General features: G+C 74.7%; 19 protein-coding genes and 1 pseudogene. 13 read left to right on the top strand and 7 right to left on the bottom strand.

The genetic code is table 11. The features are described from left to right. The 6 genes from nuoL to NP064_RS13965 are packed head-to-tail and all read left to right on the top strand — an operon-like array spanning position 1 to position 8,233. On the top strand, positions 1 to 1,974 hold the full coding sequence (nuoL, locus tag NP064_RS13990) for an NADH-quinone oxidoreductase subunit L (protein ID WP_372456404.1): 1,974 nt from the start codon (positions 1 to 3) through the stop codon (positions 1,972 to 1,974). A gap of 15 nt (positions 1,975 to 1,989) precedes the next feature. After that, a complete protein-coding gene (locus NP064_RS13985) occupies positions 1,990 to 3,552 on the top strand; it encodes an NADH-quinone oxidoreductase subunit M (RefSeq protein ID WP_227570251.1) in 1,563 nt (520 codons plus the stop codon). Next, entirely contained in the window at positions 3,549 to 5,222 is a 1,674-nt protein-coding gene (gene nuoN, locus NP064_RS13980) for an NADH-quinone oxidoreductase subunit NuoN (protein WP_227570252.1), read from the top strand. Before NP064_RS13985 ends, nuoN begins: the two co-directional genes overlap by 4 nt. Then, the gene (locus NP064_RS13975) at positions 5,219 to 6,226 is read left to right on the top strand and encodes a polyprenyl synthetase family protein (protein WP_227570253.1); all 1,008 of its coding nucleotides are present in this window, start codon (positions 5,219 to 5,221) and stop codon (positions 6,224 to 6,226) included. Before nuoN ends, NP064_RS13975 begins: the two co-directional genes overlap by 4 nt. 34 nt (positions 6,227 to 6,260) lie before the next feature. Next, positions 6,261 to 7,502: an RDD family protein gene (locus NP064_RS13970; RefSeq protein ID WP_227570254.1), complete on the top strand. Its 1,242-nt coding sequence runs from the start codon at positions 6,261 to 6,263 to the stop codon at positions 7,500 to 7,502. Next, positions 7,499 to 8,233 (top strand): PP2C family protein-serine/threonine phosphatase, encoded by a 735-nt coding sequence (locus NP064_RS13965; protein WP_227570255.1) that lies wholly within the window; start codon positions 7,499 to 7,501, stop codon positions 8,231 to 8,233. The genes NP064_RS13970 and NP064_RS13965 overlap by 4 nt, the downstream gene beginning before the upstream one ends. Before the next feature lie 52 nt (positions 8,234 to 8,285). Here NP064_RS13965 and eccCa read toward each other — a convergent pair whose 3' ends face one another. After that, positions 8,286 to 12,263 (bottom strand): type VII secretion protein EccCa, encoded by a 3,978-nt coding sequence (gene eccCa / locus NP064_RS13960; RefSeq protein ID WP_227570256.1) that lies wholly within the window; start codon positions 12,261 to 12,263, stop codon positions 8,286 to 8,288. 256 nt (positions 12,264 to 12,519) lie between these two features. Here eccCa and NP064_RS13955 point away from each other — a divergent pair, with 256 nt between their 5' ends. From NP064_RS13955 to NP064_RS13950, 3 genes and pseudogenes are all read left to right on the top strand, one after another. Then, positions 12,520 to 13,887 (top strand): hypothetical protein, encoded by a 1,368-nt coding sequence (locus NP064_RS13955; RefSeq protein ID WP_227570257.1) that lies wholly within the window; start codon positions 12,520 to 12,522, stop codon positions 13,885 to 13,887. A gap of 31 nt (positions 13,888 to 13,918) precedes the next feature. After that, positions 13,919 to 14,563, top strand: a pseudogene (locus NP064_RS16775) (hypothetical protein); the annotation flags it as partial. Positions 14,564 to 15,126: 563 nt separating this feature from the next. Continuing rightward, entirely contained in the window at positions 15,127 to 15,249 is a 123-nt protein-coding gene (locus NP064_RS13950) for a hypothetical protein (protein WP_255624007.1), read from the top strand. Positions 15,250 to 15,304: 55 nt separating this feature from the next. Here the strand turns inward: NP064_RS13950 and NP064_RS13945 are convergent, their stop codons facing one another. The 5 genes from NP064_RS13945 to NP064_RS13925 form a co-directional block, all read right to left on the bottom strand. Next, positions 15,305 to 16,822, bottom strand: coding sequence for a hypothetical protein (locus tag NP064_RS13945; protein WP_227570258.1), 1,518 nt, complete (start codon positions 16,820 to 16,822; stop codon positions 15,305 to 15,307). A 13-nt stretch (positions 16,823 to 16,835) separates the two neighbouring features. Continuing rightward, the gene (locus tag NP064_RS13940; RefSeq protein ID WP_227570259.1) at positions 16,836 to 18,149 is read right to left on the bottom strand and encodes a S8 family serine peptidase; all 1,314 of its coding nucleotides are present in this window, start codon (positions 18,147 to 18,149) and stop codon (positions 16,836 to 16,838) included. Then, positions 18,146 to 18,502: a hypothetical protein gene (locus tag NP064_RS13935; RefSeq protein ID WP_227570260.1), complete on the bottom strand. Its 357-nt coding sequence runs from the start codon at positions 18,500 to 18,502 to the stop codon at positions 18,146 to 18,148. The genes NP064_RS13940 and NP064_RS13935 overlap by 4 nt, the downstream gene beginning before the upstream one ends. A 131-nt stretch (positions 18,503 to 18,633) precedes the next feature. Further along, positions 18,634 to 18,918 (bottom strand): WXG100 family type VII secretion target, encoded by a 285-nt coding sequence (locus tag NP064_RS13930; RefSeq protein ID WP_227570266.1) that lies wholly within the window; start codon positions 18,916 to 18,918, stop codon positions 18,634 to 18,636. A 26-nt stretch (positions 18,919 to 18,944) separates the two neighbouring features. Beyond that, positions 18,945 to 19,256: a WXG100 family type VII secretion target gene (locus NP064_RS13925; protein ID WP_227570267.1), complete on the bottom strand. Its 312-nt coding sequence runs from the start codon at positions 19,254 to 19,256 to the stop codon at positions 18,945 to 18,947. Between the two features lie 289 nt (positions 19,257 to 19,545). Between NP064_RS13925 and NP064_RS13920 the strand changes: the two genes are divergently transcribed. From NP064_RS13920 to NP064_RS13910, 3 genes are read left to right on the top strand one after another with little or no spacing between them, the layout of a single operon-like run. Beyond that, positions 19,546 to 20,895: an EsaB/YukD family protein gene (locus NP064_RS13920; protein WP_227570268.1), complete on the top strand. Its 1,350-nt coding sequence runs from the start codon at positions 19,546 to 19,548 to the stop codon at positions 20,893 to 20,895. Positions 20,896 to 20,899: 4 nt separating this feature from the next. After that, positions 20,900 to 22,282 carry a type VII secretion protein EccB gene (gene eccB / locus NP064_RS13915; RefSeq protein WP_227570269.1) on the top strand — a complete coding sequence of 461 codons (1,383 nt, stop codon included), beginning with the start codon at positions 20,900 to 20,902 and terminating at the stop codon, positions 22,280 to 22,282. Then, on the top strand, positions 22,279 to 23,553 hold the full coding sequence (locus NP064_RS13910) for a S8 family serine peptidase (RefSeq protein ID WP_227570270.1): 1,275 nt from the start codon (positions 22,279 to 22,281) through the stop codon (positions 23,551 to 23,553). The genes eccB and NP064_RS13910 overlap by 4 nt, the downstream gene beginning before the upstream one ends. Here the strand turns inward: NP064_RS13910 and rarD are convergent. Then, positions 23,529 to 24,524, bottom strand: a complete 996-nt coding sequence (rarD, locus tag NP064_RS13905) for an EamA family transporter RarD (RefSeq protein ID WP_227570271.1) — start codon at positions 24,522 to 24,524, stop codon at positions 23,529 to 23,531. The two genes, NP064_RS13910 and rarD, sit on opposite strands and share 25 nt — an antisense overlap. Before the next feature lie 265 nt (positions 24,525 to 24,789). Between rarD and NP064_RS13900 the strand changes: the two genes are divergently transcribed. Then, the gene (locus NP064_RS13900; RefSeq protein WP_227570272.1) at positions 24,790 to 26,187 is read left to right on the top strand and encodes an FAD-dependent oxidoreductase; all 1,398 of its coding nucleotides are present in this window, start codon (positions 24,790 to 24,792) and stop codon (positions 26,185 to 26,187) included. The last annotated feature ends 188 nt before the right edge of the window (positions 26,188 to 26,375 follow it).

Genomic DNA, 26,375 nt, shown 5'->3' with positions numbered 1-26,375 from the left:
GTGCACACCCTGACCCCCCTCGCCCTGCTCACCGAGACCCCCGCCGCCGCGGCGCAGGCCATCGACGGCGGAGTGTTCGCGCTCGCGCCGCTGATGGTGGTGCTCCCGCTGCTCGGCGCGGCCGTCCTGCTGCTGGCCGGGCGCCGATCCGACCGCTGGGGCCCCTGGTTCGCCGTGGCGATGTCCGCGGGCGCCTTCGTGGTCGGCCTGCTGACCATCATCGGCCTGCTCGGCCGCCCGGCCGACGAGCGGGTCCTCGACCTGCACATGTTCGACTGGATATCCGTCGGCTCGTTCGACCTCAGCGCGGGCCTGCGGCTGGACCCCCTGTCGCTCACCTTCGTGATGCTGGTGACGTTCGTCGGCTCGCTGATCCACGTCTACTCGATCGCCTACATGGAGCACGACCCGGACAAGCGCCGGTTCTTCGCCTACCTCAACCTCTTCGTCGCAGCGATGCTGCTGCTGGTCCTGGCCGACAGCTACCTCCTGCTGTTCGTCGGATGGGAGGGCGTGGGCCTGGCCTCGTACCTGCTGATCGGGTTCTGGAACCACAAGCTGCCCTACGCGGTGGCCGCCAAGAAGGCGTTCATCGCCAACCGGATCGGCGACATCGGCCTCCTGGTCGCGCTCATGCTGATGTTCTCCACGTTCGGCGGCGTCAGCTTCTCCGCCGTCGAGGCGGGCGTCCCCGCGGCGTCCACCGGCACGCTGACCGCGATGGGCCTCGTGCTGCTGGTCGCCGCGTGCGGCAAGTCGGCGCAGTTCCCGCTGCAGTCCTGGCTCGGTGACGCGATGGCGGGCCCCACGCCCGTCTCCGCGCTGATCCACGCCGCGACCATGGTCACGGCCGGCGTCTACCTGGTGGTCCGCTCCGGCGTCATCTACGACGGCGCCCCGGACGCGCGCCTGGTCGTGGTGATCATCGGCGCCATCACGCTGCTCTTCGGGGCGATCGTCGGCTGCGCCAAGGACGACATGAAGAAGGCCCTCGCGGCCTCGACCATGTCGCAGATCGGCTACATGATCCTCGCGGCCGGGCTCGGCCCGATCGGCTACGCGCTGGCGATCTTCCACCTGGTCACGCACGGCTTCTTCAAGGCCGGCATGTTCCTGGGCGCCGGGTCCGTCATGCACGGCATGGACGACCAGGTCGACATGCGCCGCTTCGGCGGGCTGGCCCGGTACATGCGGATCACCTGGGTGACGTTCGGCCTCGGCTGGCTCGCCATCCTCGGCATCCCGCCGTTCTCCGGCTACTTCAGCAAGGACCGGATCATCGAGGCGGCCTTCGTCCCGGTGGACGGCGCCCAGTGGCGTGCCTGGGTGTTCGGCACGGTCACGCTGATCGGCGCGGGCATCACCGCGTTCTACATGTCCCGGATGTTCTTCATGACGTTCGAGGGCAAGCGCCGGTGGGCCCCGAAGGCCGACGGCGAGCAGCAGCACCCGCACGAGTCGCCGCGCCTGATGACGGTGCCGATGATCGTGCTCGCGATCGGCTCGGTGGCGCTCGGCGGCCTCCTGGTGGCCGGCGGCTTCCAGACGTGGCTCGAGCCGGTCACCGGCCACGCCGCGCACGAGGCCCCCGTGCTGCCGGTGTGGCTGATCATCACCCTCACCATGCTGTTCGTGGTGGTCGGACTGGTGCTCGCCTGGCGCCAGTACGCCGCCTCCCCTGTGCCCGTCACCCCACCACCTGGTTCGGTGCTCACCCGCGCGGCCCGCGCGGACCTGTACCAGGACGCGGTCAACGACGCGCTGCTGGTCGAGCCCGGCCAGCACCTGACCCGATCGCTCGTCTACCTCGACCGCCAGGTCGTGGACGGCGGGTTCTCGGGCCTGGCCCGGCTCGTGGTCCGCAGCGGAGACGCGGTCCGCAAGCTCCAGACGGGCTTCGTGCGGCAGTACGCCGCGTCGATGCTCATCGGGCTGGTTGTCCTCGTCGTCGCCGTCATGGCCCCCCGGATCTGAGAGAGAGCAGCGTCGATGTCCTCCGGATTCCCCTGGCTCACAGCCCTCATCGTCCTGCCGCTCCTCGGAGCCGCGGCGGTCTGGGCCCTCCCTGCCACGCGTCGTCGGCTCGTCCGGCCTGTCGCGCTCGGCTTCTCCCTCGCTGAGGTCGCCCTCGCCGTCGGCGCGGTCCTGTCCTTCGACACGGCCCAGGCCGGCGTGCACCAGCTCGTCGAGACCCACTCGTGGATCCCCGCCCTGGGGGTCAGCTACGCGGTGGGCGTCGACGGCGTCGGGCTGCTCCTGATCCTGCTCTCCGTCGTCCTCGTGCCGCTGGTGCTGCTCGCGGCCTGGAACGAGCAGGGCAGCACCAAGGAGGTCGTCAGCGGCCAGCTGCGCCACTACATGGCCCTGATCCTGCTCACGCAGGTGTTCATGGTCGCGGTGTTCGCGGCGCGCGACGTCTTCCTGTTCTACGTGCTCTTCGAGGCCATGCTGATCCCGGTCTACTTCCTGATCGGGCAGTTCGGCGGGGTGCGCCGGCGCTACGCGGCCGTGAAGTTCCTGCTGTTCTCGCTGGCCGGCGGCCTGGTGATGCTCGTGGGCGTCATCGCGCTCTACCTCGAGGGCCCGGGAGGCCCGCAGGGCTTCCTCACCGAGAACCTGGCCGGCCTCGACCTGCCGGTGGGCGTCGAGCGCTGGCTGTTCGTGGCGTTCTTCCTCGCGTTCGCGATCAAGGCGCCCATGTTCCCCGTGCACACGTGGCTGCCCGACGCCGCCGAGCAGGCCCCCGCGGGCACCTCGGTGCTGTTGGTCGGCGTGCTGGACAAGGTCGGCACCTTCGGGATGCTGACCCTGTGCCTGCCGCTGTTCCCGAACGCGTCGACGTGGGCCGCGCCGGTGATCATCGTGCTGGCCGTCATCTCGATCCTGTACGGCGCGCTGCTCGCCATCGCGCAGCAGGACCTGATGCGGCTCATCGCCTACACCTCGGTCTCGCACTTCGGCTTCATCGTGCTGGGGATCTTCGCCTTCACGTCGCTGAGCGTCGCCGGCTCGTCGTTCTACATGGTCAACCACGGGCTCTCCACCGGCGCGCTGTTCCTGATCGCCGGGTACCTGATCTCGCGGCGCGGCTCGCGCAAGATCGCCGACTTCGGCGGTCTGCAGAAGGTCGTGCCAGTGCTCGCCGGCTCGTTCCTGGTGGCGGGCCTCTCGGCCCTGTCGCTGCCGGGCCTGTCGACCTTCGTCAGCGAGTTCATGGTGCTGATCGGCACCTTCGCCCGGGACCGCCCGGCCGCGGTGGTCTCCGCGTTCGCCGTGGTGCTCGCCGCGCTGTACATCCTGCTGACCTACCAGCGGATCTTCACCGGCCCGGTGCGGGACGGCTTGGAGACCATGCCGGACCTGAACGCCCATGAACGGTGGGCGGTGGGACCGCTGATCGCGCTCATGCTCGTGGTCGGCTTCTACCCGGCGCCCGCGCTCGAGTTCGTCAACGAGCCGGCGCAGATCACGCTGGACCAGGTGGGAATGCAGGACGTGCCGTCGACCGTGCTGGTCGACGACAGCGCGGCGACCGAGGGGAGTGACAAGTGAACGCGGCCTTCACGGCACCGGAGATCGCCTGGGCCCAGCTCACGCCGATCATCCTCGTGCTCGGCGCTGGTGTGATCGGCGTGCTCGTCGAGGCGTTCGCGCCCCGGCAGCACCGCCGCGTCATCCAGCTCGCCATCGCCCTGCTGGCGACCGCGGGGGCGCTCGTCGCCGCGGCGCTGCTCTGGGCCGACGTCCGTGACACCGGCGGCACCGTGGTGCTGGGCGGGTCCGTGATCGTCGACGGCCCCACCGTGGTGATGCAGGGCACCATCGCCATCCTCGCGCTGCTGTCGATCCTCGTGGTGGCCGACCGGACCCGTGGGGGCGAGGACGCGTTCGCGCCCCAGGCCTCCGCGATCCCCGGGTCGGACTACGAGGAGGTGGCCCTGCGCAAGGGGCTGCAACAGACCGAGGTCTACCCCCTCCTGATGTTCGCCACCGGCGGCATGCTGATCTTCCCCGCCACGGGCGACCTGCTCACGCTGTTCGTCGCGCTCGAGGTGCTCTCCCTGCCGCTGTACCTGCTCACCGGGCTGGCGCGCCGCCGTCGCCTGCTGAGCCAGGAGGCGTCGATGAAGTACTTCCTGCTGGGGTCCTTCGCCTCGGCGCTGCTGCTGTTCGGCATCGCGCTGCTGTACGGGTTCTCCGGCTCGCTGCGCTACGCCGAGATCGCTGCCGCGACGCAGACGGTCACGGGCCTCGACGGGCTGCTCATCGTGGGCTCCGTGCTGGTGCTGGTGGGCCTGCTCTTCAAGGTCGGCGCCGTCCCGTTCCAGCAGTGGACGCCCGACGTCTACCAGGGCGCCCCGACCCCGATCACCGGGTTCATGGCGGCCGGCACCAAGATCGCGGCCTTCGGCGCCCTGCTGCGCGTGTTCTACGTGGTGATGCCCGGGCTCGAGTGGGACCTCGAGGTCGGCATGTGGGCCGTCGCCATCCTCACGATGGTGGTCGGCACGATCGCCGCGCTCGTCCAGACGGACATGAAGCGGATGCTCGCCTACTCGTCGATCGCGCACGCCGGCTTCGTGCTGACGGGCGTCATCGCGCTGAACGCCGAGGGCATCGCGGGCGTCATGTTCTACCTGATCGCGTACGGCGCGGCCACGGTCGGCGCCTTCGGCATCGTCTCGCTGGTCCGTGAGCGGAGCGTCGCCCCCGTGGCGGTCGCGGTCGCCGCGGGCGACGGCGACGGGTCCGAGGCGACGGTCGACGGCGCGGCGGACAGCGGTGTCGTCATCGGCGAGGCCACGCACCTGTCCCAGTGGGCCGGCCTCGGCCGCACGCACCCGTGGACGGCGCTCACCTTCACGCTGTTCCTGCTGTCCTTCGCGGGCATCCCGCTGACCGCGGGCTTCATGGGGAAGTTCACGGTCTTCTCGGCGGCGGTGGCCGGTGGCGCCTGGCCGCTGGCGCTGATCGGCGTGCTCGCCTCGGCGGCGGCGGTGTTCTTCTACGTGCGGATCATCGTGCTGATGTTCTTCACGGCCCCCGCGGGCTCCGAGGAGGCGGCCGACGGGACGCCCGCCACGTCCACCACCACGGTCGTGTCCGCCCAGGGCCTCACGGCGGTGGCGGTCGCAGCGTGCGCCGTGATCACCATCGCGCTCGGTGTGGCGCCGTCCCCGGTTCTCGATCTGGTCGCCGAGGCGGCTAAGTTCATCCCGTGAGCTCTGCAACCTCCCTCCCGCTGACCGACCCGGCTCTCGCGGAGCTGTTGACGGGGCGGCTCTCCCTCGTCGAGGAACGGCTGCGCGACGCCGTCGCGCACGCCGACACCTTGGCGGACGACGCCTCCCGCCACCTGGTCAACGCCGGCGGCAAGCGGCTGCGGCCGTTGCTGACGCTGCTCGCGGCGGAGCTCGGGGATGGCGGCCGGCGCGAGGTGCTGGACGCGGCGGTCGTCGTGGAGCTCACGCACCTGGCGTCGCTCTACCACGACGACGTCATGGACTCCGCGCCCGTGCGGCGCGGAGCCCCGGCGGCGCACGAGGTCTGGGGCAACCAGGTCGCGATCCTCACCGGAGACCTGCTGTTCGCGCGGGCGTCGGTCATGGTTGCGGGGCTGGGCCCGGAGGCCGTGCGCATCCAGGCCACCACGTTCGAGCGACTGTGCCTGGGCCAGCTGCACGAGACCGTGGGCCCTGCCGCGGGGGAGGACCCGGTCGAGTTCTACCTGCAGGTCCTGGCCGACAAGACCGCCTCGCTCGTGGCGACGTCGGCCCGCTTCGGCGCGATGTTCGCCGGCTGCCGGCCCGACGCCGTGCAGATCGTGACGAGCTTCGGGGAGAAGGTCGGCGTGGCGTTCCAGCTGGCCGACGACGTCATCGACCTCACGTCCGACGCCAGCGTCACCGGCAAGACGCCCGGCACCGACCTGCGCGAGCACGTCCCCACGATGCCGGTGCTGCTGCTGCGCCGCCGGGCGTCCTCGCCTGAGGGCACCGAGGCCGAGCGCGAGCTCGTCGCGATGCTCGACGGCGACCTCTCCTCGGACGAGGACCTCGCCAGGGCCGTGGCGGCCCTGCGCACCCATCCGGTGGTCGAGGACACGCGTGCCCAGGCGATCGCCCTGGTGCAGGCCGCTGTGGCCGAGCTGGACCCGCTGCCCGCCGGGCCGGTCAAGGACGCGCTCGTGTCCTTCGCCGAGTCGCTCGTGGATCGCGCCTCCTGAGGCCCACGCCTCGCACACCCCGACGGGAGGGACGATGACCGCACGAGCGACGCCCGAGTCGGTGGCCTGCTTCACGTGCGACGTCCCGCTCGCGCCCGACGCGCTGTTTTGCGGGGCCTGCGGGGCGCCTGCTCCCCGGCTCCCACCCGGGCACGCCGTCGCGTCGTCGCCGGACGTCCCCTCGCCCGCCCTGCCTGTGCCCGCCCTGCCTACGCCCGTCGCGACGCGGCGCAGCGTCGCCGCGGCGTCGGGCACGGGCGCGGCGGCGTCCGGCGCAGGGCAGCGGTCGGCGGGGCCGGGCGTCCTCACGGTCTCCCCGCGCGAGGTGGCTCCGGTGGGCGCCCGGATCGGAGCGCTCGCCATCGACCAGGTGCTCGTGTGCGCGATCGGCGCCGTCGCGTTCGCCGCCGCCGGGCTGATCGGCGCGGGTGACGGCGCCGTGCCCGCGCCGATCGCCGCCGGTACGGCCATGGCCGTGGCCGTCATGGCCCAGTGGGCCGCCGAGGCCCGCACCGGGCTCACCGTCGGGAACCTGCTGGTCGGCATTCGCACGGTCGCCTCGTCGACTGGGCTGCCCGCGGGCCTCGGGCGCGTCATACTGCGCGCCGTGGTGCAAGGGCTGGGCTCGGTGGTCCCGCTTGTGGGCGTCTACGTGGTGGCCGGCTCGGGGGCGTGGGACGCCTCGCCGACTCAGCGTGGCTGGCACGACAAGGCCGCCGGCACCATGGTGCTGAGGCGCGATCCCGTGGGACGTGAGCGGACGCTGACAGCGCCCACCCCGAGCGCGGCGCGTCCGGCCGCGTCGGGGCAGGAGCCGACGCCCGCTCCCGACGCCCTGCCGCCCACGCCCGTCTCCCCACCGGCTCCGGCGCCCGCATCCGCGGCCGCCCGCGAAGACGCTTCGGGTCCCCGGCCGCCGTCGGGTTCCTCGCCGGTCACCCTGGCCACCCAGATCTGGCTGGTGTTCGACACCGGCGAGAGCATCGCGGTGTCGGGCGACGGCGCGGTGGGACGTCACCCGCACGGCGCCGACGGTGGCTCCCTCGCCCACGCCATGGCGATCGACGACCCGTCGAGGTCGATCTCCAAGCTGCACCTCGTGTTCGGTCCCGAGCCCGGCGGGCTGTGGGTCGTCGACCGTGGATCGACCAACGGCACGGTCATCGTCTCCCCAGACGGCGTCATGCGGGCGCTGCCCGCCGGGGTGCGGGCCCACGTGGCGCCCGGGTGGGTCGTGCGCTTCGGTGAGCGGGCGTTCCGGGTGGAGGCGCGATGAGCGCCGACGGGCCGGTCTGGGGCGCCTCGACCGACGTCGGGACGCGCCGGGCGTCCAACGAGGACAGCTACGTGGCGGCCGAGCCCGTCTTCGCCGTCGCCGACGGGATGGGCGGGCACGAGGCGGGGGAGGTCGCGAGCGCGGCCGCCACCCGCGCGCTCGCACGCCTCGCAGGGAAGCCGGAGGTCACCGCGCGGGACGTGCAGGAGAGGCTCGAGGCGGCGCGCGCCCGGCTGCAGGCACTGCCGCCGACGCTGGGGCGCAGCCCGGGCACGACCGTGGCCGGGGTCGTCCTCACCGAGCACGAGGGGGCGCCGCACTGGCTGGTGCTCAACCTGGGCGACTCGCGCACGTACCGGTTGCAGGGCCACGTGATCGAGCAGTTGAGCGTCGACCACTCGGAGGTGCAGGAGCTCGTCGACCAGGGCCACATCTCCCCGGAGGAGGCGCTGCGCCACTCACGCCGCCACGTCCTGACCAGGTCCCTCGGCGCGACGTCGTCCTTGGCCGTCGACTACCTGCTGGTGCCGGTCGAGCAGGGCGATCGGATGCTCGTGTGCTCGGACGGGCTCACCGGAGAGCTCGACGACACGGTGATCGCCGGGCTGCTGCGCTCGTACCCGCACCCGCAGGACGCGGCGGACGCGCTGGTCGCGGCCGCCGTCGCCGCCGGGGGCAGGGACAACGTCACCGCCGTCGTGGTCGACGCCCCGCGTGACCTGAGCGCCTGACCTGACTGCCTGACCTGACTGCCTGGGCCTGGGCGCCCGACCCGCCCCGCGCTCAGTGCGTGGGGGCGCTGAACGCGAGCTGGACCACCTGGCGGCCGCCGTCGCGCGTGACGAGCTGCCCGCGACCGGGGACACCCGGCGTCGGGCGGGCGGCGCCCACGAGCGCGCCCTCGTCGGGGCTCCCCGCGAGCACGAGCCCTGGCGCGGCGAGGTCCCGCAGCGCCTGCAGCACGGGCTCGTACATCGCCCGCCCGGCGCCGCCGGTGCGCCGGGTCAGCACCAGGTGCAGGCCGACGTCGCCGGCCTGGGCGAGCAGCGGGACGAGCGGCGCGAGCGGGTTGCCGGCGCTGGTGGCGACCAGGTCGTAGTCGTCGACCAGCACGAACACCTCGGCGCCCGTCCACCACGAGCGCGCGCGCAGCTGCTCGGGGGTGACGTCGGGCCCGGGCAGCCGCCCGCGCAGGTACGCGGCGAGCGCGGCGATCTCCTCGGTGGCCTGCTCCTGGGTCGTCAGGTAGCCCGCGAGGTACTCGCCGGGGATCTCGCCGAGCAATGAGCGGCGCAGGTCGACGGCGAAGATCTGCGCGCCGTCGGGGGTCCACACGCGGCGGACCTCCTCGGCGACGGCTCGCAGCAGGGCGGACTTGCCCGATCCGCCGTCGCCGAACGCGTACAGGTGGCTCTCCTCGGCGAGGTCGATGCCGACGGGGGCGAGGCGGGCCTCGTCGATCCCGAGCAGCAGCCGGCTGGTGTCGTGCTGGGCGAGCGTCCGCACCTGGTCGAGCGTGACCTGCTCGGGGAGCAGGCGGAGCTTGGGGCCGGGGGCGCCGTGCCACGCGGCGGCCACCGCGTCGACCAGGTGGTCGACGCCCGCGCCGAGGGTCGCCGGATCGGGCGAGCCGTCGATGCGGGGGAGGGCGGCGAGCACGTGGTGCCGGGACATCGCCAGGCCCCGCCCGGGCCGGTCCTTCGGGACGTCGACCGCGATCTTGCGGTCGATCTCCGAGTCGGCAGGGTCGCCCAGCCGCAGCTCGATCTTGGTGCCGAGGAGGTCCTTGACCTGGGCTCGGAAGTCCATCCACCGGGCTCCCGAGGCGAGCAGGTGCAGGCCGTACGTCAGGCCGCGCCCGACGAGGGCCTGCAGCTCGGGCTCGAGCTCGTCGAACTCGGCGCGGACCGTCCCCCAACCATCGACCACCAGGAACAGGTCGCCGTACCCGTCGTCGGCGCGGCCCTCGAGGCGGCGGGCGCGATACGTCTCGATCGAGTCGATGCCGTGCGCCCGGAAGTACTGTTCGCGGGCGTCCACCAGGCTGCGCAGCTCCGCCACGACACGTCGGACCACGTCGGGCTCGGAGCGTCCGGCGACACCGGCGACGTGGGGGAGCCGGGCGAGCGGGCTGAACGTGCCGCCGCCGAAGTCGAGGACGTAGACCTGGGCCTCCTGCGGGGTGCGGGTCAGCGCCAGGCCGGTCACCACCGAGCGCAGCAGGGTGCTCTTGCCCGTGCGCGGCCCGCCCACGACGGCCAGGTGCCCACCGGCGCCCCCCAGCGAGACGGTGAGGTTCTCCCGGCGCTGCTCGAGGGGCCGGTCGACGATCCCGAGCGGGACGGTCAGGTCGCCCGCGGCCCGCCACGTGGGGGAGACGAGCCCGAGCCGCGGGTCGGCGACGAGGTCGGGCATGAGCTGGTCGAAGGTGCTCGGCACGACGAGCGGCGGCAGCCACACCTGGTGTGCCGCTGGGCCCTTGCCGCGCATGCGCTCGACCGCGATGTCGAAGGTGGCGCGCTCGTCGGACTCCTCGACGGGGGCCTCCGCGGGGGCCGCGCTGACCGGGGACACGAGGCTCAGCACAGGCGCCGCGGTGAACGGCTCGAGGCGGGCCGGGCCCGCGGGCCCGGACGCGTGCGCCGCGCGCCGGCGGGCCGGGGGCGGCCCCGAGACGTAGGCCGCGCGGAACTGGACCATGGTGGTGGTGTCCGGCTTGAGGAACCCCATGCCGGGCACTGACGGCAGCGTGTACGCGTCGGGCACGCCGAGCACGGTGCGCGACTCGGCCGCCGAGAACGTGCGCAGCCCGATCCGGTAGGAGAGGTGCGACTCGAGCCCGCGCAGCCGCCCCTCCTCGAGACGCTGCGACGACAGCAGCAGGTGCATCTGCAGCGAGCGCCCCAGCCGTCCGATCGTCACGAACAGGTCGACGAACTCGGGCTTGGCGGAGAGCAGCTCGGAGAACTCGTCGCACACGATGAGCAGCGCGGGCAGCGGGTCCAGGTCGGTGCGCCCGTTCGCCCGGGCCTTCTCGTACTCGGTGACGTTGCTGAAGTTCCCCGCGGCGCGCAGCAGCTCCTGACGGCGGACCATCTCGCCCTGCAGGGCGTCCTGCATGCGGTCGACGAGCGTGAGCTCCTCGCCGAGGTTCGTGATGATCGCGGACACGTGCGGCATGTCTGCCATGCCGGCGAACGTGGCGCCGCCCTTGAAGTCGACGAGGACGAAGTTGAGGTCCTCCGACGAGTGGGTCAGCGCGAGCGCCAGCACCAGGGTGCGCAGGACCTCGGACTTGCCCGAGCCGGTCGCCCCGATGATGAGGCCGTGGGGGCCCATGCCCTGCTGCGCGGACTCCTTGATGTCGAGCGCGATGGGCTGTCCCTGCATGGTGAGCCCGATCGGCACCCGGAGCCGGTCCCGGGGCAGCCGGGGCCGCCACGTGAGGCCCAGGTCCAGGTCGCGGATGTCGCCGATGCCGAGCAGGTCCGTCAGCTCGGAGGACGTGGTGGCGCCGTCGGCGCGCGCGGGGCCCTGCTCGATGTGGAGCGGCATGAGGCGACGCGCGGCGGCCTCGGCGTCGGCGGCCGCGAGCTGGTCGGCGACCACGCGGTAGGGCTCGTGTCCGACGCGCAGGACCTCCATGGGCGCCCGTCCGGCGTTCGGCCCCGACGCGGGGGCGACCCCCAAGCCCAAGCGCAGGGTGCTCGGGGTGTCGAGGTCGGCCCAGGTCTCGGGCAGCTCGAGCACCGTGACGCCGAGCACGCCGTCGGGGGTGAGGATCGCGTTGCCGCCGGGCACGTGGCCGCCGTCGACCACCACGAGCACGTGGGGCGAGGAGGGCTCGGCGCCCGGCCCGAAGCGCGGCCGCTCCCGCAGGTCCTCGGGGAGCAGCCCCTCGATGTCGGTCAGCGCCGTGCCGATCATCCGTGCGGGCCCCACCGCGTCCCGCACGCGCGCCGAGTGGGTGTGCGGGAGCCATTTGGCCCAGTCCCACGCCGCGGCGTTGCGCTCGCTGGTGAGGACCGCGATCTGCAGGTGCTCGGGGGAGTGGAAGACCGCGGCCTGGCTCACGAGGGCGCGGGCCAGCGCGCGCGCCTCGTCCTCGCCACCGGTGACCTCGACGCGAGCGACCGAGCGCAGGTCGACGCCCACCGGCACGTCCCGCTGCACCCGGTGCGTCACCAGGAACCGGTGGGCGGCCGAGGCCGCGACGGGGTCGAGCTGGGCGAGCGGGGCGGTCTCGGGGGCCTCGAGCTCGAGGCACAGCGGCTGGGCGCCCTGGCCCACGCGGACCATCAGGAAGTCGTCGTGGTCGGGCCCGCGCTCCCACACCCGGCTGCCCTCCTCGGCGACCACGGCGAGCGCGCTCGGGTCCGGCATGACCCACTCCGCGGCCCGGCGCTGCTGGCGCGCCGCCTGGCGCACGGTGCCGCGCAGGTCGGCCAGGTAGGCCAGGTACTCGCGCCGGGCCCCGACCACCTGCGCCTGGTGCTGCGAGCGCTGGCGCCAGCCGTTGACGCCCACGAACCCGAGTGACGCGACGAGGAACATGCCGGCCGCGATCATCCCGCGAGGGCCGGGGGAGGAGACGGCGACGAAGACGATCGAGCCGACGCTGCCCAGCATGGGGAGCATGGTGGCCAGGAGCCCGCTCACCCCGTCGGAGGCTTGGATCTCGGGCGGGGCCTGGAGGGTGACGCGGCCGGAGGGGACGCTGGGCGGTGCGACGCGGTGCGCCCGGTGCGGTGCGATCGACATTCCGAGCTGCTCCTCCGTCGTGCCGGGCTCGGCCTCGTGGGACGGGCCTGCTGGGCGAGGAGCCCGCGCGCCGTCCCTGAGCCGCCGCACACCATATCGGGCGGCGGGTGTGTGATCCGGGACAGACCGCCGAAGGGACGCAGGCTTCACCCACCTGCGTGACCTGGAGGGTTGCGCGGCCCCTGGACGCCTGCCGCCCCAGTAGCATGTCGCCGGTCCTGCCCGGGTCGACCGGCCCCCATCGGAGGAGGTTGGCGTGAGCGCACCTGCCGCGCCGCTCGTCCGTCTCGCGCTCCATGTCGGCGGCGACCGGCTCGACGTAGCCCTCACCCCCGAGGTGAGCCTCGCGGCGGCGCTCTGGGCCGCGGGGGTCGACGTTCGGCAGCCCGGCGTGGTCGTGCTCGACTCCTCGGGCCGCCCGCTCCCGCTCGACGAGGGCATCGGGCCCCACGTGCCCGACGGCGCCGTGGTGCACGTCGTCCGCCCCGCCGACCCCCAGCCGAGAGGGCGGAGGGCCTCCGGGGTGGTGTCGCGTCGCCCGCCCGCGCAGGCCGGGCTCGTGGTGCTCGGCGGCGTCGGAGGGCTCGTCGCCGCTGGCGCCGCGCTGCTGGCCATGCCGGCCGCGCTGACCGGCTCGGGAGGGCAGCAGGCGCTCGCCGCCGTCCTGGGCCTGACCGCCGTCGCGCTCGTCGCGGCCCGATCGAGCGACCGCGGGGTGGCCGACGCGGCGACGCTCGCCGCGCCCGCCCTGGGGTTCGCGGCCGGGGCCCTGGCCGTCGACCCCTCCCTCGCCGGCGGGCGCCAGCTCGGCGTGGCCGTCGGCCTGGTGGTGGCCGCGGCCGTCGCCGCGGCGCGCCACACGGTGAGCCGCACGGCGCGCTCCGCCGCGGCCGAGTTGTCCGGCGTCGTGCTCGTGGCCCTCGGCGTCGCGGCTGCCGTGGCTGCTGCCGCGCTGCTCGCCGGCCTTCCCGGCGCGCTCGCGGCGGCCGTCCTCGTGGGGGCCTCGCCGATCGGCCTGCGCGCCTTGCCCAGCCTGACGATCACGGTGCCCGACGAGCAGCTGGTCGACCTCACCTTGACCGCGCGAACAGCCCTGTCGGTGCGCGGACCGCGTCGTCCGGCGCCCCCACGGGCCACCTGGCAGCAGGTCGAGCGGACCGTCGGGCGCGCCGAGCGGCGCAAGGACTCGGGGACGGTGCTCGTCGCGCTGGTGAGCCCCCTGCTGCTGCCGGTGGTGCTCGTGGCGCCGGCGCCCAGCGCCGCCGCGCGGTGGGGGAGCCTGGTGCTCGCGGCCTGCGTCGCGCTCGCCCTCGCGCTGCTGCCCCGCACCGCACGCGGGACCACGGCCCGTGTCATGCCGCGCCTCGCCGCAGCCGCGGTGCTGCTCGAGACCGTCCTCCTCACCGACCTCGGGGGCGCCCCTGCCGTGGCCGCGGCGGCCGTCCTCGTGGTGGTGGGCCTCGTGGTCGCCGCCACGAGCCTGCCAATGGGCCGCGGATGGCGCTCGGTCGCCGCGTCGCGGTTCGCTGACGGCATCGAGTCGCTCGCGGTGGTGCTCGCACTGCCCGCAGCCCTGGTCGCTGTCGACGCGATCGCCCTGGTCCGCGCGGCGGCGTCCGGATGACGATGACGCCCCTCGGCCCGATCGCGCCGCCATGGCCGCGGACCCCTGGCCTTTCACCGTCCTGCGACCTCCGGGAGAGCCGATGACCAGCACCGCCCAGGGGGCAGTCTGCGCGGGCTGCCGGCGCCCGCTGCACGCCGGCGCCCGGTTCTGCACGGGTTGCGGCAGCGCGGTCGTCGTGGCCGTGGCCGACATGGTCGTCATCGACGACGCCCAGCCCGCCGCGCCGCGCCGCGCCCAGGGCTCGGCTGCTGGGCTCGAGGCCGGGCCTGCTCCGACCGGCGCCCGGGCCGTGAGCCTCGGTCCTGAGTTCGACGGCGTCAGGCCCGCCCGGGTGGGCCAGCGGCTCCTCGCCTACGCCGTCGACGCGCTGGTGGTCACCGCGGTGTGCGCCCTGGTCCTCGTCCTGACCCGCAGCATCGTGCTGACGGCGCTGGCCGGAGTCGAGCTCGTGATCGGGATCGTGGTGTGGGAAGGGCGCACGGGGGCGTCGTTCGGCAACCTCCTGGTCGGGCTTCGCACCGCCCGCGTCGAGTCGCCGCACGCCGCAGGCTCGGGCCGGTCGACCCGTCGGGCCCTCGTGCTCGGCGCCGGGCACCTCGGCCTGGGCGTCGGGCAATGGCTCGTCGTGGCCTCCGGCGCCTTCGACCCCACCGGGCGCGTGCGCGGCTGGCATGACCGCGCCGCGCGGACCGTGGTGGTCGACGTGCGGGCGCCTCGCCGCGCCCCGGCGCCGCCGCCGGCCACGCACGAGGTCACCGGTCCGGCCGTCAGCGCCGTCCAGTCCTCGCAGCCACGCGTGTCAGAGCCTCCGACGGCGTCGGCGGTCACCCAGGCCCAGCCGCGGCTGCGGCCCGACGCCGCCGGCCACGGGACGGCCGGGGGCAGGACCAGCCTCCCGGACCGTCACGAGCTGCCGGATGTCGGCAGCGCGCGCTCAGCCCTGCCGCACGAGGTCGTGGCCAGCCCTGCTGCGCCCGCACCCGCCGTGCCCGCACCCGCCGTGCCCGCCCCCGCCGTGCCGGCCCCCGCCGGGTTCGTCCTCACGCTCGACAGCGGCGAGTCGACGGTGGTGCTCGGGCCGGGGGTCATCGGCCGTGCGCCGCGGGTCTCGCCCGACGAGCGTTGCGACCACGTCGTGCAGGTCGACGACCCGGGCCGCTCGCTCTCACGGACCCACGCCCCGGCATCGACGGCACTGGCTTCTGGATCTCCGACGCGGGATCGGGGAACGGCACCGTGCTGCTGGTCCCGGGCAGGCCGACGGTCGTGGTGCCCACGGACCGCCGGGTCACCGTGCCCCCCGGGGCCACGGTGCAGATCGGCAGCCGGACCTTCACGGTCCGGCCCGCGACGCGCTAGCGAGGGCGGCCGCCGCCAGCTGTCGGGGCCGGCGCCGTGCGCGGCGTGGCGCGGCTCACCACGTCTCGTCGGCCTCGAGGTCCGGCTCCGGGGCTGCGGGGAGATCGTCGCGGGAGCCCGCGCGCGCCCGCCCGGTCAGCGTGGCGGGAGCCGGGGCGTCCTCATCGTCGAACTGGGGTGCGATGTAGCCCGCCGAGGTGGTGCGGCGGGACTTCGCGGAGCCGCCCGCGGCGCCCGCTCCCGCGCCCTGAGGACCGATCATCGTCGAGCCCTGCCCGGCGCCGGGTGTCGTGGACGCGGTCATCGACGAGCCGGCGACCAGGCCCGACCGCCCGGTGGCGCCCGTGAGGCTCGAACCCGAGACGCCCGCCGTCGACCGCGATCCCGCGGTGGCGGCGCCCTGGCCGCCGCCGAGGAACGTGCCACCGGCCGTGCCCGCGCCGCCAGCCGAGGCCGCGCCCGTCATCCCGATCCCCGGGGCGCCGCCGACCCCCAGGCTGCCGCCGAGGCTCCCGGCGCCCGCGCCCAGGGCAGTCGGGGCTCCACCGAGCCTGCCGACGCCCGCCGCGCCGAGCGCTGCGCCACCCACGGCCAGGCCGCCGGCGAGCGCCCCAGCCCCCGCCGCCGAGCCACCGAGCCCGGCGCCGTGCCCGCTCCCGCCGAGCCCGCCGATGCCCGGGGTGCCGCCCGCTCCGAGCCCCGTGCCGGTGGCGCCCGTACCGGGCACGAAGCCGCTCACCGTGCCGTCCGCGGTGGTCGTGCCACCAGGCGACGGCAAGGCCCCGCCGGTGGTCCCGCCGCTGACGACGACCCCGCCGATGGTGGTGGCGCCGCCGCCGCTGGGGGTTCCGATGACAGGGGCGGGCGGGACCGTCGAGTCCCTGTCGGTGGTCCAAGGGGTCACGCCCGCAGCTGCGACGGCCGTGGCCCCGGCAGCCGACAACGCCGGGACGCCGGACGCGCCGGGCCGCCGACTGAGGCCGGTCGGGGCTGGGCCCGTGGGCGAGCCCTGCTCGGCAGGAGGCGCGGCGGCGGCCAGCGGCAAGGGGGTGGGCGGTTCGGCCCCCTTGCTGACCATCAGGGCGGACGTGGCGTCGGCCGTCGCCGTGGCGAGGTTGGCCAGCGCCTTCTTCGCGGCGGCCTCGCGGTCCTTCTCGCGCTGGTTGGACCAGATCTCTCCGGCGACGGTCGCCGCGACGGCGCCGACGCCGGGGATGGCGATCGTGCCGCCCGCCGTCAGCGCCGCGCGCTGGGCGAAGGTGAGCTTGCCGTCGGGCAGGGCGTGGTACGCCTCCTGTGCGGCGGCGACCGCGGCCCGGGCCTGCTCGGCTGCCTTCTGGGCGCCGGTGATCGAGTCGGCCGTGGTGCGCATCTGGCTCACCAGGACAGTGAGGTCGGCCTCTGAGGCGTCGGCGATCTCCCCGGTGATGCCGAGGTCGCCCACGATCGCTGTGATCGAGTCCGCCATCGAGTCGAGGGCGGACGCGGCGAAGCGCAGCCGGGTGGCGTCCTGGGTGATCGCGTCGAGCTGCGCCTGGAGCGTCAGCGCGAGTTCGTCGGCGTGCTGTCCCATCAGGGGTCCCTTCTCAGGCCCACGGGCCGGGGGTCGGTGGCGGCGACGCGGGCTGCGCGGAGCGGCGTCGTGCACGGAGGGTGAGCACGATGGCGAGCGCGATGCCGGCGAGCACGAGCAGCCCGAGGACGCCGGCCGCCGCCAGCAGCAGCGGACCCGGTGAGCTCCCGGGGCTCGCGGTGTCCTGCGTGTCCGCCAGCGGTGCGGGGGTCGAGTCGTCACCGGGCGCGGGCTCGCCGAGGATCTGGGCGGTCGACGGCTCGGCGTCGTCGCGGAGCAGGGGGTTCTCGTCCGGGTAGGCGGTCGGGTCATGGGCGAGCATGCGCTCGATGCTGACGATGCCGTAGCCCAGGTGCGCGTCCCGGGTGGGCTCCTGGTCGTCGGGCCCGGCGTTACGGATGAGGGACTGGATCATCTGGTTTGCGGTCGCGTCGGGGTAGACGGACCACGCGAGGGCTAGCACCCCCGCGGTGTATGGAGTCGCGAAGGATGTTCCTGACGTGAGCGCGTAGCTCTCCCACGGGGGCACGAGTGCCCGGAGTTCCTGCCCGGGGGCGGCGACCGTGATCCACGGGGACGGCTCGAAGGTCTCCGTGGCAGACCGGCCGTTCACGTCGCTCCGCTCGACCGCCACGACGCCGTTCGCACTCTCCAGGATTGAGTTGTGGGGTTCGAAATCTCCGTTGGGCACGGCCGCCACCAGGATCACGCCCGCCCGCTGGGCGTCGGCGATCGCGTCGACCAGGTCGTCGGTGGCGTGGGCGCTGAACGACAGGCTGATGATGTCGGCGCCATCGGCCACCGCCTGGTCGATCGCGGTCGCCACGATGTCGCCCGTGTCGGCGCCTCCGACGTGGAGGCACGCCAGGGCCCGGGCACGGTCGCCGTCGAAGTTGACCACGTAGTGGAGGACCTGCGCGCCGGGAGCCACCCCGAGGACGCCCGCCTGGCCGGCAGCCCCCGCGCCGCTCCCGAGGAGCAGCGAGGCGATCGTGGTGGCGTGGGTCGCGTCTGCGTCGGTGCTCTGCGTGTCCATGGGCGGCCCGCCGGCGGTCCTCGAGCAGTACGCGGGCTCGCGGACGGTGAGGTTCGCGCCCGCGAGCTCGGGGACGGCCGCGTTGATCGGTCCGTCGAGCACGGCGATCGTGATGCCCTCGCCCCGGGTGTGCTGATGGGCCTCGGCGATCCCGGTCTGGGTGAAGTACCACAGGCCGTCGCCAGCGTCCGCCGCCGTGGCCGGCGCGGGGGTCGCCAGCAGCGCGGCCAGGGCGAGCAGGGCGACGGCGCCGCGGCGCAGCGGCCGCCGGGTCTCGACTGACCGGATCACATCGGGACCATGCGGCCCTGGAGCCCGGACAGCCGGTTCGCCGCCGCCGTCAGCGAGGCCGCCGCGGCCTCGTCCTGCGCGAGGAGGGACGAGGCGCTGGTGCGCAGCCCCGTGATCTGCTTGTCGATGGTCGCGTGCAGGCGCGAGATGTACCGCCGCGCGTCGTCGAGCGAGGCGGCGAGCGACCGCGCGAAGTCGTCGGGTCCAGGGGCCGCGGACCACCGGCTCGTGTCCTGACTGCCGCCGATCTCGGCGACCGCGCCCTGGAGGATCTCCAGGTTGTCCAGGATGGACGTCAGCCGCGCGAGCCGTGCCGTGAGGACCTCGCTGTCGAGCTCGATCTCGCCTGCCATGCCGTCTCCTCGTCGCCGCCCCGCACCGGGGGCTGATGTGCTCGACGTGCGCCGCGCCGCCAGCCCTGAGGGGATGGCGGCGCGGCGCACGTCGTGGTGCAGTGGTGCGCGCCCTGCGGCGCGCGGGTCGACTACCAGCGCTGGGCGTTCGCCCGCTCGGTGGCCTGGTAGTCCTCACCCGAGACCGCGACCGCGCGGCCGATGTCCGCGAGGAGGGCCTTCATGTCGGTGATGGCCGCCGTCCAGGAGGCCTTCGAGGCCTCGTAGGACTCGGAGGCGGCGCCCGTCCAGTTGGCGCGCAACGGCTGCAGCGAGCGGTCCATGTCCGCCAGGCGGCTCTCGATCTGGTTCGCGCCCGAGGCGATGTCGGCGGCAGCGGTCTGCAGACCGCCGAAGTTGACCTTGAGGTTGCTCATCGTCGTCGTTCCTCTCGTCGCGCGGGTCAGCCGAGCCGGCCCTGCAGGCGGCTCATGGCCGACTGCTGGGCGTCGTCCGCGGCGGTGTAGGTGGACTGCGACGACACGAGGTTCGCCTCGAAGTCGTCGAGCGCGCGCACGATCTTCTGCGCGTCCTCGCGCCACCTGGCCATCAGGGCGCTGAACGCGACCGCGCCCTGGCCCTGCCAGTGCGAGCCGATCCCGGCGAGCTTGCCCTCGAGCGCGGAGAGCTCGCGCTGCAGGTCTGCCTTGGACTGAGCGACCGCGGTCGCGCCCTGCTTGAGCGCACCGTCGGCAGCGGAAACCTCGACCGCCATCGTCACCTCCCGTTTACACGACCCCATTGCGGAGGCCGGACCTCTAGCACCACCGAGCGGCGACGCCGTCACGGACGTGCGTCGGTGACACGGGAACCGTAGTGGAGGCTGGCGTCGCATTCGTCCCAGGTCGGCGCAATCACCCAATCGGGTCACCGCCTGTCGTCGCTTTCCGGCCCGGGACGCGGACGGGCCGCGCAACCGGGGGACGGGCCGCCGGCGGAGGCCCCCGCGTGGCTATGCTCACCTCCGACCTCACGCGGCCGGTGGCCTGGACCGAAGGACACGGATGACCGAGTTGACCTCGTCCCTGACGCCTGTCGGGACGCTCGTCCGGTTGTCCGTCGTCGCCGACGACCGCCGCGCGGACCTCGGCGCGCCGGGCAGCGTCCCCGTCGCCGAGCTGATCCCCGGGCTGGCGCGGACCCTCGGCCTTCTCGACGCCGCGACCGTCTACGGCGGCTACCGCCTGCTGCGGGCCGACGGCCGAGCCGTCGACTCCGCGCGGAGCCTCGTGGCGCAGGGCGTCGAGGACGGCGCGGTGCTCACCCTCGAGGCGGGCGCCACCCGGGCCGAGCCCCGCGTGTACGACGACGTGGTGGAGGCGGTGGCAGACGCGGTCGAGGCGCACCACGCCCCGTGGACCGCGCAGGACAGCGCACGGAGCGCGGCCGGCGCCGCGGTGGCGCTGCTCCTCGCGGCGGCAGCGCTCCTCGTGGGCGCCGACCCGGCCTCTCTGCTCCCGCCGGTCCTGGCGGCCGTGGGCTGCGTGCTCGTGCTCGTGGCAGGCGCCGTGGTCGGGCGGGTGGGCGCTGAGCCCGGCGCTGGCCGCGTGCTGGTCCTCACCGCGACGGTGCTCGGCGCGGTCGCCGGGCTGACCGCGCTCGACGGGCCTCCCACCTGGGGGTGGTCGACGGCCTTCGCCGGGGCAGGGCTGCTCGCCTCGGGAGCGATCGGGCTGCTGGCCATGCCGGACCGCCGCGAGCTGTGCGTCGGGCCGATGCTCGTCGGCCTGGCGCTGGCCGCGAGCGGGACGGTCGTCGCCGCGATGGGCGCTGATCCGGGCGCCGTGCTGGCCGTCGTCGTCGCGGTCGTGGTCGCCTGCTCGATCGGGGTGCCGTGGCTCGCGTTGTCGAGCACCCCGCTGCGCGTCGTCACCGCCCGCTCGGACGCCGAGATCCTGCTCGACCCGGTCGAGGTCGACCCGGCCGTGGTGCGCCAGCAGTACGCCACCGGCCACCGCCTGCAGCTCACGCTGCGCGCCGCGGTCGGCGGGCTGGCGCTCGTGGCGACACCCGCGATCGTCGGGACGGGCGTGGCCGGGACGATCCTGCTCGTGCTCTGCTACTGCGGCCTGCTGCTGAGCGTCCGCCAGACCTCCTCGCGCACCGACGTCCTGCTGGTCGTGTCCGTCGGCGTGGCAGGGCTGGCGGCGACCGCCCTCGCGGCCGCGCTCGTCCACCCCGGCTGGCGCGGCGGGCTCGCGGGCGCCGCGGGGCTGCTCGCCGCGATCGTCGTCGCGCTGGGACTGGTGAGCCCTGGCCGGCGGCTGTGGCTGGGACGGCTCGCCGACACCGGCGAGTTGCTGTTCCTCGCGCTGCTGCTCCCCGTCGCCCTGACCGCCGCTGGCGTGGTCTGAGCCCGTGGCCTCCAAGCGCGACCTCGTCGAGGCGCAGACCTACAGCCGCCGGCGCCTGCTCACGGCATTCGTGAGCGGCGCGCCCGGCGGCCAGGAGCTCGAGCCCACCAAGCCCTTGCGAGGTGTGGCGGCGGGGGTGGCGTTGTCAGTGCTGCTGGTGGCCGGCTCGTGGGCGTTCGGGCTCCTCGCGCCGAGCCTGCCCTCTGGGTGGGATGACAGCTCCCTGGTGCTCGTGAAGGCGGACGGCAGCAGGTACGTCGCGGTCGACGGCACGCTCTACCCGGTGCTCAACACGACGAGCGCGCGCCTGGTGATCCCGTCGCAGGCGTTCAAGGTCGTGACGGTCAAGGACAGCGACATCGTCGACACGCCGCGCGGGCCCACGATCGGCATCGCCGGCGCCCCTGACTCGCTGCCCGCGGCGTCCCGGCTCGTCCCGACCGGCTGGCTCTCGTGCGCGGCGGGTGACGGGTCCGCGACGACGCTGCTCGGCGCGGACCTCCCCCTGACGGCCGACGCCTCGGGCGACCCGCCCCGGGCCTCGCTCGTGACCGTCGCGGGCGACCTGTACGTGGTCGCGGGCGGCTACAGGTACCTCGTCCCCGACGAGCACGTCGCGGCGGTGCGCCGAGCGCTCGAGCTCGAGTCGGGCACGCCGCTCGAGGCTCCCGCGGGGTGGCTCGGGCTGTTCGCGCCCGGCGCCGACCTGGCGCCGCTCGAGATCCCCGGAGCCGGGGATCCAGCGCCGCTCGGCGTCGTGCTGCCCGGGGGAGCGGTGGTCGGCTCGGTGGTGGTGGTCGCGGGCGCGGCGGAGGGCGGCACCCGGTACGTGGTCGACGCGCAGGGCGAGCTGGCGGCGCTCAGCCCGTTGGCCTACCCGCTGTACCAGCTCGGGTCGGGCGCCTCGACGGGGCCAGAGATCACCGTGAGCGCGGCGCAGGTGGCGAACGTGCGCACCGCGGCCCGGCCGGTCGCCCCGGCGGACTGGCCGCTCGAGCTGCCAACAGCGGTAGGCGCCGACGAGACGCCGTGCGCGCGGCTGGCCACAGGAGATGGCGCGGGGGTCGACCTGGTGACCACGCCCATGCCGACGCCTCCTGCGGCGACGGACCCGGTCACCGGCCTCGGCGTCCGGGTGGTGGCGGGCGGTGGCGCGCTCGTGCGGGCCCAGGGGGCCGCAGGGGCCACGTCCCAGGTGCTGCTCGTCGACCAGTCGGGCGTGGCGTTCCCGGTGCCCGACGCGAACGACGAGATCCTCGCCCGGCTCGGGTACACCCCTGACGCGGTCGTGACCGTGCCCCCCGCGTGGGCAGGGCTGTTCGCCGTCGGCCCGGCGCTGACCGAGGCGGCCGCGGCGACCGAGGTCGTCGCGGCCCACGGCTCGTGACCCCGGGCGCCCGGCGGAGCACCCACCTCGTCGTCGGGCTGGTCGCGATCGTCGCCGCGGGCGGCGTCGTGTCGCAGGGCTCCGCTGCGGTGGCCGCGGAGGTTGCGTGTGCCCCCGGGACCACGATGTACGTGCCCGACGCGCCGCCGGCGCTCGCCCGGCTCGCGAGCGAGGCGGCCTGGCGCACGGCGACGGGCGCGGGCGTGGTCGTCGCCGTGGTCGACTCCGGGGTCGACGCGGGCAACGCGCACCTCGCCGACGCGGTGCTTCCCGGAGTCGACCTGGTGGGCGCGGACGGCGACCCCGCGGGGCTCACGGACACCGATGGGCACGGCACCGCGGTCGCCGGGCAGATCGCGGCACGCGCGGTGCCCGGCTCGGGCGTCGTGGGTTTGGCCCCCGAGGCGATGGTGCTGCCGGTGCGGGTGTTCGTCGCCGACGACGAGCAGGCCGTGCGGGACGGGGTCGGCCCTCGCGCCGACCGGGTCGCGGCGGGCATCCGCTACGCCGCGGAGCATGGAGCCCGGGTCGTCAACGTGTCCATGAGCACCACGGAGGACTCCCCAGAGCTGCGGGCGGCGGTGCAGGACGCGACCCGGGCGGGGGCGCTGGTCGTGGCGAGTGTCGGCAACCGCGCGGCGTCCGGCGCAGCGGCGGGCGCAGCGGCCGGCGTGGCGGACGGCCCGCGGTACCCCGCCGCGTACCCCGAGGTGCTCGCGGTCACGGCCGTCGACGACGCGGACCAGGTCGCCGAGGGCTCAGTGCGCGGCGCGCACGTGGGCGTCGCGGCGCCGGGCACGAACGTGCTCACCACGTACCACGCGGCGGGGGACTGCATGCTCGCGGGTGACCTGGCGTCGACGAGCTTCGCCACGGCGTATGTGAGCGCCGCGGCGGCCCTGCTCGTCGAGCGCTACCCCGAGGAGACCCCGGCGCAGTGGCGGCACCGCCTCGAGGTCACGGCCGCCCGCGTGCACCCCGGCGAGCGCGACGACCAGATGGGCTGGGGCCTGATCCGCCCGGACCAGGCCCTCGCGTTCGTGGACGACGGCTCGGCCGCCGGACCCGTGAGCCCGGTGCACGGCCGTCCCCCCGCGGCGTCCGACGCCGTCGAGCACGTCATGGTCGAGGTGCGCGCGGACCCGCTCGCCACGACCCGCAGCGTGGGCGCGTGGTGGACGCTCGGCGGCCTGACGGCAGTGCTGCTCGCGGTGCTCGCGGCGCGTCTGGGCGGGACCCGGCGGCGTCAGGCCAAAGCGTCCTCGTCCTGATCGGGCGGTTCCGCCGCGCTCCCCGCGCCCGGCGCCTCGGCTGCGGCCAGCGCGAGGGCCACACCCGCCTGACGGTGGTGCTGGCGCACGCCGTCGACGGTGAGGATCACGAGCGCCACCCACACGAGGGCGAACCCGGCCCAACGGGCCGCCGGCATGGCCTCGTGGAGCACCACGACGCCGACGACCAGCTGGAGGATGGGCGCCAGGTACTGCAGCATCCCCAGCACGCTGAGCGGCAGTCGTCGCGCCGCGGCGCCGAACAGCAGCAGCGGCACTGCGGTGACCACGCCGGACGCGGCGAGCGCGGCGGCGTGCCACCCGCCCAGCGCGCCGAACGACCCGTCGTCGCGGGCCTCGAGCACGACGAGGTAGGCCAGCGCCGCGGGGGCCAGGACGAGCGTCTCGACCGCGAGCCCGGGGACGGCGCCGACCGTGCGGCCCACGCGGTTCTTGAGCAGCCCGTAGACCCCGAAGGTGCCCGCGACGGCGAGCGCGATCCACGGCAGCCGGCCATTGCCGATGGTGATGACCACCACCGCTGTCGCCGCGATCGCGAGGGCGACCCACTGGATGCGCCGAACCCTCTCGTGGAGCACCACGACGGCGAGGGCGACCGTCACGATCGGGTTGATGAAGTAGCCGAGCGCGGCGTCGACGACCTGCCCGGAGAGCACCCCGTAGACGAAGACGAGCCAGTTGACGGCGAGCAGCGTGGCGGCCGCGAGGAGCAGCAGGACGCTTCGTGGCGAGCGGAGCACCGCGCGGAACGGCCCCCATCCCCGGGTCGCCGCCAGCAGCAGCAGGCAGAACAAGAGCGACCACACGATCCGGTGGCCGATGATCTCGACGGCGCCCGCGGGCTGCAGCAGCGGGAAGTACAGCGGGAGCATGCCCCACAGGAGGTAGGCGGCGACGCCGGTGGCGAGTCCGACCCGGTCCGGGGCGGTGGTCGCGGGTTCAGGGCTCACGACCCGAACTTAGGGGATCGGCGGCCCGACGACGCCCGCCCAGCCCATGCGCGCGGCATCGCCGGGAGGCGGCGGCGTGCTGGGCGATGTCCGTTCCGTCCGCATCGTGGCGACCGGCTGAGGGTTGCCTTGGTCACCGCCGTACACTGGCCGGGCATCAGCATGCCCGGCAGCTGTCGCGCGGCGCGCCCTGGACGAGGACCCAGGACGGGCCCGCCACCCACCCCGCTGCGAGGGCTCCTCGACCGGAAGGCACCCGCGTCCCGTGAGCACGAACCGACCCCTGCGTGTGGCCATCGTCGGCGCCGGCCCGGCCGGCATCTACGCGGCCGACATCCTCTCGAAGACCGGGCTCGATGTGAGCATCGACCTCTTCGAGCGGCTGCCCGCGCCGTTCGGCCTGGTTCGCTACGGCGTGGCGCCCGACCACCCGCGGATCAAGCAGATCATCGTCGCCCTGCACAAGGTCCTCGAGCGGGGCGACATCCGCCTGCTGGCGAACGTCGAGTACGGGGTGGACCTCAAGCTCGAGGACATGCGCCAGTTCTACGACGCGGTGATCTTCTCGACCGGGTCGATCCGCGACGCGGCGCTGCCGATCCCGGGCATCGACCTGGACGGCTCGTACGGCGCCGCCGACTTCGTCTCCTGGTACGACGGGCACCCGGACGCCCCGCGCACCTGGCCGCTCGAGGCCCGCGAGGTCGCGGTGCTGGGCGCCGGCAACGTCGCGCTCGACGTGGCGCGCGTGCTGGCCAAGCACGCCGATGACCTGCTGCCCACCGAGATCCCCGCGAACGTCTACGAGATCCTCAAGGCGTCCCCGGTCACCGACGTGCACGTCTTCGCGCGCCGCGGGCCCGCCCAGGCGAAGTTCTCGCCGCTCGAGCTGCGCGAGCTGGGCCACGTCCCCGACGTGGACGTGATCGTCTACCCCGAGGACTTCGAGTTCGACGAGGGCTCGATGGCCGCGATCCACTCCTCGAACCAGACCAAGCAGGTCGTCAAGACCCTCACGGACTGGACGCTCAAGGAGCCTGAGGAGTTCACCGCGAGCCGCCGCATCCACCTGCACTTCCTGCACAAGCCGGTCGAGGTGCTCGGCGAGGACGGCAAGGTCGTCGGGCTGCGCACCGAGCGCACCGCGCTCAACGGCGACGGCAACGTCACGGGCACCGGGGAGTTCCACGACTGGCAGGTCCAGGCCGTCTACCGCGCCGTGGGCTACTTCGGCTCGCCGCTGGTGGACATCCCGTTCGACGAGGTCGCGGGGGTCATCCCGAACCGTGGGGGCCGCGTCGTGGACGTGGACGGCGAGCACGTGCCCGGCGTCTACGCGACCGGCTGGATCAAGCGCGGGCCCGTCGGCCTCATCGGCCACACCAAGTCGGACGCGTCGGAGACCATCCGCAACCTCGTCGAGGACGCGGGCGGCGTGGAGAGCCCGTCGGAGGAGTTCGTCACCGCCCCCGAGCGCGACCCGCAGGCCATCGTCGACTTCCTCACCGCCCGGGGCGTGCGGCCCATCGAGTGGTCCGGCTGGGAGAAGCTCGACGCGTACGAGCGGTCGCTCGGCGCACCGCACGGCCGCGAGCGCGTCAAGGTCGTCCCGCGCGAGGAGATGGTGCAGATCGCGCTCGGCACGGTGCGCCCCGAGGCCTGAGCGCCTGCAGCGCGTCTCTGGACCTCTGCCCACCTAGCGGCGCGCAGAGGTCCAGGGCTCGGGACATCGGCGAGGGCGGCGGCTCGAGCCTCTACCGTGGGGCGTCCCCGGCCGCACCGTCGCACCGTCGCACCGTCGGGGGCGCCGGTGCGGTGGCGCGATGTGCGGCCGCACCCCAGAGAGGGGAC

It is taken from the genome of Cellulomonas chengniuliangii (genome assembly GCF_024508335.1).
GTDB lineage: Bacteria > Actinomycetota > Actinomycetes > Actinomycetales > Cellulomonadaceae > Cellulomonas_A > Cellulomonas_A chengniuliangii.
This window is presented reverse-complemented; position numbering and strand designations above follow the sequence as displayed.

Excerpts from the sequence above, each read along its gene's own strand:
- NP064_RS13965 (WP_227570255.1), top strand. The coding sequence starts at position 7,499 with ATGAGCGCCGACGGGCCGGTCTGGGGCGCCTCGACCGACGTCGGGACG.
- NP064_RS13945 (WP_227570258.1), bottom strand. The coding sequence starts at position 16,822 with ATGGGACAGCACGCCGACGAACTCGCGCTGACGCTCCAGGCGCAGCTC.
- NP064_RS13970 (WP_227570254.1), top strand. The coding sequence starts at position 6,261 with ATGACCGCACGAGCGACGCCCGAGTCGGTGGCCTGCTTCACGTGCGAC.
- NP064_RS13935 (WP_227570260.1), bottom strand. The coding sequence starts at position 18,502 with ATGGCAGGCGAGATCGAGCTCGACAGCGAGGTCCTCACGGCACGGCTC.
- eccCa (WP_227570256.1), bottom strand. The coding sequence starts at position 12,263 with ATGTCGATCGCACCGCACCGGGCGCACCGCGTCGCACCGCCCAGCGTC.
- NP064_RS13920 (WP_227570268.1), top strand. The coding sequence starts at position 19,546 with ATGACCGAGTTGACCTCGTCCCTGACGCCTGTCGGGACGCTCGTCCGG.
- NP064_RS13930 (WP_227570266.1), bottom strand. The coding sequence starts at position 18,918 with ATGAGCAACCTCAAGGTCAACTTCGGCGGTCTGCAGACCGCTGCCGCC.
- NP064_RS13925 (WP_227570267.1), bottom strand. The coding sequence starts at position 19,256 with ATGGCGGTCGAGGTTTCCGCTGCCGACGGTGCGCTCAAGCAGGGCGCG.
- NP064_RS13985 (WP_227570251.1), top strand. The coding sequence starts at position 1,990 with ATGTCCTCCGGATTCCCCTGGCTCACAGCCCTCATCGTCCTGCCGCTC.